Below are 4895 nucleotides of genomic sequence, written 5' to 3'. Positions count from 1 at the left end.
TCCGTGCGCTCCATCCGGGTGCTGCGCGCCGTGCTGCGCTGGACGGCGGCCGTCGCGGTCTTCGCCGTGGTCGGCGCGGGGACGGCGTACGGCATCACCCGGATGGAGCGCACGGACGTACCCGGCCTGGCGACCGGGTCCGACGGGCGGTGGGCGTACCCGCGGCTGACGAAGCCGCCGCTGCCGTCCGGCAGCCCCGGGCCCCGGGCGGAGTCCAACCCGGCCGGCACCCACCACGCCGACCTGCGCGCCCTGGTGCTGCCCGCCCCGGAGGGGGCCGAGGAGGACGAGGCGCTGCGCGGCGCGGACGGCTGGCTGCGGACCGAGGACTTCCTGGAGGAGTACGCGGAGGAGGACGACCGGGAGACGTTCGCGCAGCAGCTCGTCGACGGCGGCCTGCGGCACATCGCGGCGCGCGGCTGGACGACCGAGGACGGCACCCGGACCCGCGTCTACCTGCTGCGGTTCGACACCGCGGCCCTGGTGGAGGCCAAGTTCCACCGCGTCCTCTCCCCCTACGGCAACCCCGCCCACGGCGTGCGCGGGGCGAGGGCCGTCGTCAGCGACGAGGACTTCCCGGAGGAGGCGACGGTCCCCGGCGTCACGCGCACCGCCTACGTCGAGTCCAGGCCCTACGGCGCCGAACAGGACCGCCAGGCCTACCTGGCCGCCGGTGACGTCCTCGCGGTGGTCCTGCAGTCCCGGAAGGGCACCGCGCCCGCCGTGCCGTTCCAGCAGACGGTGGTGCTGCAGAGCCAGCTTCTGGGCTGAGGAACCTCAGGGCGCACCTCACCCGACAGGGCCGGGCCCCGGCCGCGTAAGCTGGGGTCCGGCCCTGTGCACACCACCGCACCCCCCGCTCAAGGAGCACCCCGTGGTTATCTTCTTCGAAGCCCTGCTGGTCCTGGTCTGCGTCGGCGTCCTCGCCTTCGCCGGGCTGACCGTGAAGAAGCTTTTCCAGGGCCAGCGCTGACCCGACACCAGGAACTGCCGCTCATGATCGAGATTCCGTCCGACCTCCACAAGGACCTCGTCCCGCTCGCCTTCCTGCTCGGCAACTGGGCGGGCGCGGGCGTGCACGACTTCCCCGGTGCCGAGAAGTGCAACTTCGGGCAGGAGGTCACCTTCACCCACGACGGCCGGGACTTCCTGGAGTACCGCTCCCACACCTGGGTGCTGGACGGGGACGGCAACAAGGTCCGGCCGCTGGAGTCCGAGTACGGCTTCTGGCGCGTCGACGGCCGGCGCAAGGTCGAGGTGACGATGACCCGCGACGACGGCGTCATCGAGATCTGGTACGGCGAGCTGGCCGAGGGCAAGCCGCAGATCGACCTGGTCACGGACGCGGTCGCGCGCACCGCCGCCTCCCGCCCCTACAGCGGCGGCAAGCGGCTGTACGGCTACGTCAAGAGCGACCTGATGTGGGTCGGCGAGAAGCAGACCCCCGAGGTCGAGCTGCGCCCCTACATGTCGGCGCACCTGAAGAAGGTCGTCACCCCGGAGGAGGTCGAGCGCTGGGCCAAGGCCCTGCCCGACGACCTGCCGGACGACGGGATCGCCTTCTTCAAGTAGGCCCCGCTCCGGGCGGGCGCGGGTCGCTCTAGACTCGTGGTGTGGTGAGCACCGACTGGAAGAGCGACCTCAGGCAGCGCGGCTACCGGCTGACGCCGCAGCGCCAACTCGTGCTCGAAGCCGTGGACACCCTGGAGCACGCGACCCCCGACGACATCCTCGTGGAAGTGAGGAAGACGGCGTCGGGGGTCAACATTTCCACCGTCTACCGCACGCTGGAGCTCCTGGAGGAGCTGGGCCTGGTCAGCCACGCCCACCTCGGGCACGGCGCCCCGACGTACCACCTCGCCGACCGGCACCACCATCTGCACCTGGTCTGCCGCGACTGCGGCGACGTCATCGAGGCGGACGTGGAGGTGGCGGCCGACTTCACGGCCAAGCTGCGGGACTCCTTCGGCTTCGACACGGACATGAAGCACTTCGCGATCTTCGGCAGGTGCGAAGACTGCGCCCGGAAGGCGGCCCCTACCGAGTCGTAGGCTTGGGCGTATGAAGAGCCCTCTGTTGACTCTGCCCGGTGCCGTCCCCGCCGAGGGCGTGGACGAAGGCGTGGCCGCCCACTACGGCGACCTGTTCCGCGAGCAGCGCGCCCTCGCCGACGGCACCGGCTTCGTCGACCTGTCCCACCGCGGGGTCGTGACCGTCACCGGACCGGAACGGCTCGGCTGGCTGCACCTGCTGCTCACCCAGCACGTCAGCGAGCTGCCCCCGCACCAGGCCACCGAAGCGCTGATCCTCTCCGCCCACGGCCACATCGAGCACGCGCTCTACCTGGTCGACGACGGCGAGACGGTCTGGGCCCACGTCGAACCGGGCACCCAGGAGGCGCTGATCGCGTACCTGGAGTCGATGAAGTTCTTCTACCGGGCCGAGGTCGCCGACCGCACCGCCGACATCGCGGTGGTGCACCTGCCGGCCGGTTCCATCGCGGAGGTGCCCGAGGGCGTCGTCGTCCGCGAGACCCCGTACGGACGCGATCTGTTCCTGCCCCGGGCCGACCTCGAGTCGTACGCCGGGAAGGCCGGGCCGCCCGCCGGGATCCTCGCCCATGAGGCGCTGCGCGTCGAGCAGCACCGCCCCCGGCTCGGCTTCGAGACCGACCACCGCACCATCCCGCACGAGCTGGGCTGGATCGGGGGCGCGGTGCACCTGCAGAAGGGCTGCTACCGGGGCCAGGAGACCGTCGCCCGGGTCCAGAACCTGGGCCGGCCGCCGCGCCGGCTGGTCTTCCTGCACCTGGACGGCAGCGAGGTCCACCTGCCGACGCCGGGGACGGAGATCCGGCTCGCCGACGACGGTCCGGACGGGCGCAGGATCGGGTTCGTCACGACGTCCGCGCGCCACCACGAGCTGGGGCCGGTCGCGCTCGCGCTGATCAAGCGGAACGTGCCGGTGGACGCCCGGCTGATCGCCGGGGAGACGGCGGCGGCCCAGGAGACCATAGTCGAGCCCTGACCCGAGCCGTCCCGCCGACGGACCCCCGCCGGCGGGACGGCTCGGGGGCTCTGCCGGCGGGACGGTGCGGGGCCCTCAGATCTCCAGCAGGACGGTGAACGGGCCGTCGTTGGTCAGCGACACCCGCATCCGCGCGCCGAAACGGCCCGTCGCCACCGTCGCGCCCAGGGCGCGCAGCTGGGCGACCACCTCGTCGACCAGCGGTTCGGCGACGTCACCGGGGGCCGCGGCGTTCCAGGTGGGGCGGCGGCCCTTGCGGGCGTCGCCGTAGAGGGTGAACTGGCTGATCACCAGCAGCGGGGCGTCGATGTCGCTGCACGACTTCTCGTCCTGGAGCATCCGGATCGACCAGAGCTTGCGGGCGAGCTGGACCGCCTTCTCCTTGGTGTCCTCGTGGGTCACGCCGACGAGGACGCACAGTCCCTCGCCCTCGATCGCCCCCACCGTCTCGCCGTCCACGACGACGCTCGCGCCGTCCACCCTCTGCACCACTGCTCGCATACGTCCATCATGCCGGTCGGCGAACAGCCGACCGACGGAGGTCCGCGCGAGCCCCCGGCCGGGCTATTTTTACTCCTTAACCGCCATCTGGGGCGGATCGGGCGCACCCGGTCACATGGGGGCGGCCTGGGGTGGCACGATGCTGGCACATGCCGGTCGAGGGGACGGTTGAGGCATATGAGCACATCGGGAGTCGGGCAGCCGCCTGGAGCTGTCTCGTTGACCCAACCGGCGGCCGGAGAGCGGGAGTTCCACCGGCCGCCCACACAGCGCACGGACAGCCCGGTGCTGCCCGAGGAACGGCCGGAGCACGAGCTGACCGTGCTCAGCCTGGCCGAGCTGCGCACCCTGCGCCGCGACGCCCAGCGCGACGAGGCCGACCTCAGCTACGTGCGGCGGCTGCTCCAGGGCCGGATCGACATCCTGGGCGCGGAGCTGGCCCGGCGCGCCCCCGCGGGCGCCGCCTCGGCCGCCGCCGAGCCGGTGGAGGCGTCCGTGGTGGAGCGGCTGCCGGAGATCCTGCGGGACACCCCGGCCCGGCACCGGTCCTCCGCCCGCCATGTGACGCTGGGCACGCCGCGGAGCGAGGAGTACCGGCGGCTGGCGGCCGAGATGCTCGCCGAGGTGGAGCTGTCCGACCTGGACGCCCGCACGGACGGGGAGCTGAACGCCGCGATGGGGCGACTGAAGCGGTACGAGCAGCAGGTGTCCCGGCGGCGGCAGCGACTGCAGCGCACGGCCGACGACTGCAGTGCCGAGATCGCGCGCAGGTACCGTGAGGGGGAAGCGCAAGTCGACGACCTGCTCGTGTGAGACGGGGGCCGGCCCGGTGACCCCGGGGGCCTCCGTGCCGGGCGGGGCGTACCCCCGTCCGGAAGGCCACCGCCGATGTCCGCACCGTCCCCGTCCGCCGTACCGCCCGTTCTCGCGGAGGTCGTCCGTTCCGGTTTCGTCGAGGGGCGGCACCGGGGAAGCCTGGTCCTGCTGGACGCCGACGGAGCCGTGGAGCTGGCGCTGGGCGACGTGACGGCCCCCGTCTTCCCGCGGTCCAGCAACAAGCCGATGCAGGCGGCGGGCGTGCTGCGGGCGGGCCTGGACCTGGCGGGGGAGCGGCTGGCGCTGGCCGCCGCGAGCCACTCGGGGGAGGGCTTCCACCGCGACCTGGTCCGGAAGATGCTGGCCGAGCACGGGCTGGGCGAGCGGCAGCTGGGCTGCCCGCCGGACCTGCCGCTGGACGCGGAGGAGCGGGAGACGTACCTCGCGGCCGGCGGGGTGCGGGAGAAGGTGACCATGAACTGCTCCGGCAAGCACACCGCGATGCTGGCGGTCTGCGCGCTGCGGGACTGGCCGCTGGAGACCTACCTGGA

The 4895-nt window shown here is 72.8% G+C and carries 7 protein-coding genes; 6 read left to right on the top strand and 1 reads right to left on the bottom strand.

Translation table 11 applies throughout. The annotated features are described in order from the left end of the window. Positions 1–3 precede the first annotated feature (3 nt). The 4 genes from B7L92_RS31005 (at position 4) to ygfZ (ending at position 3027) form a co-directional block, all read left to right on the top strand. On the top strand, positions 4–771 hold the full coding sequence (locus tag B7L92_RS31005; RefSeq protein ID WP_107501653.1) for a hypothetical protein: 768 nt from the start codon (positions 4–6) through the stop codon (positions 769–771). A 225-nt stretch (positions 772–996) separates the two neighbouring features. Further along, on the top strand, positions 997–1572 hold the full coding sequence (locus B7L92_RS31000) for a heme-binding beta-barrel domain-containing protein (protein WP_081240653.1): 576 nt from the start codon (positions 997–999) through the stop codon (positions 1570–1572). A 41-nt stretch (positions 1573–1613) separates the two neighbouring features. After that, on the top strand, positions 1614–2051 hold the full coding sequence (locus tag B7L92_RS30995) for a Fur family transcriptional regulator (protein WP_004986416.1): 438 nt from the start codon (positions 1614–1616) through the stop codon (positions 2049–2051). A 10-nt stretch (positions 2052–2061) separates the two neighbouring features. Continuing rightward, positions 2062–3027: a CAF17-like 4Fe-4S cluster assembly/insertion protein YgfZ gene (ygfZ, locus tag B7L92_RS30990; RefSeq protein ID WP_081240652.1), complete on the top strand. Its 966-nt coding sequence runs from the start codon at positions 2062–2064 to the stop codon at positions 3025–3027. Positions 3028–3102: 75 nt separating this feature from the next. Here ygfZ and dtd read toward each other — a convergent pair whose 3' ends face one another. Next, the gene (gene dtd, locus B7L92_RS30985; protein ID WP_081240651.1) at positions 3103–3528 is read right to left on the bottom strand and encodes a D-aminoacyl-tRNA deacylase; all 426 of its coding nucleotides are present in this window, start codon (positions 3526–3528) and stop codon (positions 3103–3105) included. Between the two features lie 177 nt (positions 3529–3705). On the opposite strand from dtd, the gene B7L92_RS30980 reads away from it, so the two are divergent. Together B7L92_RS30980 and B7L92_RS30975 are read left to right on the top strand one after the other, a co-directional pair. Next, positions 3706–4341 (top strand): RsiG family protein, encoded by a 636-nt coding sequence (locus tag B7L92_RS30980; protein ID WP_081240650.1) that lies wholly within the window; start codon positions 3706–3708, stop codon positions 4339–4341. A gap of 75 nt (positions 4342–4416) precedes the next feature. Next, the coding region (locus B7L92_RS30975) for an asparaginase (protein ID WP_143626403.1) at positions 4417–4895 on the top strand (479 nt) is incomplete at its 3' end.

The organism is Streptomyces viridosporus, from assembly GCF_002078235.1.
GTDB lineage: Bacteria > Actinomycetota > Actinomycetes > Streptomycetales > Streptomycetaceae > Streptomyces > Streptomyces viridosporus.
The sequence above is the reverse complement of the archived record's forward strand: the minus strand, read 5'-3'. Positions and strand labels throughout refer to the sequence as shown.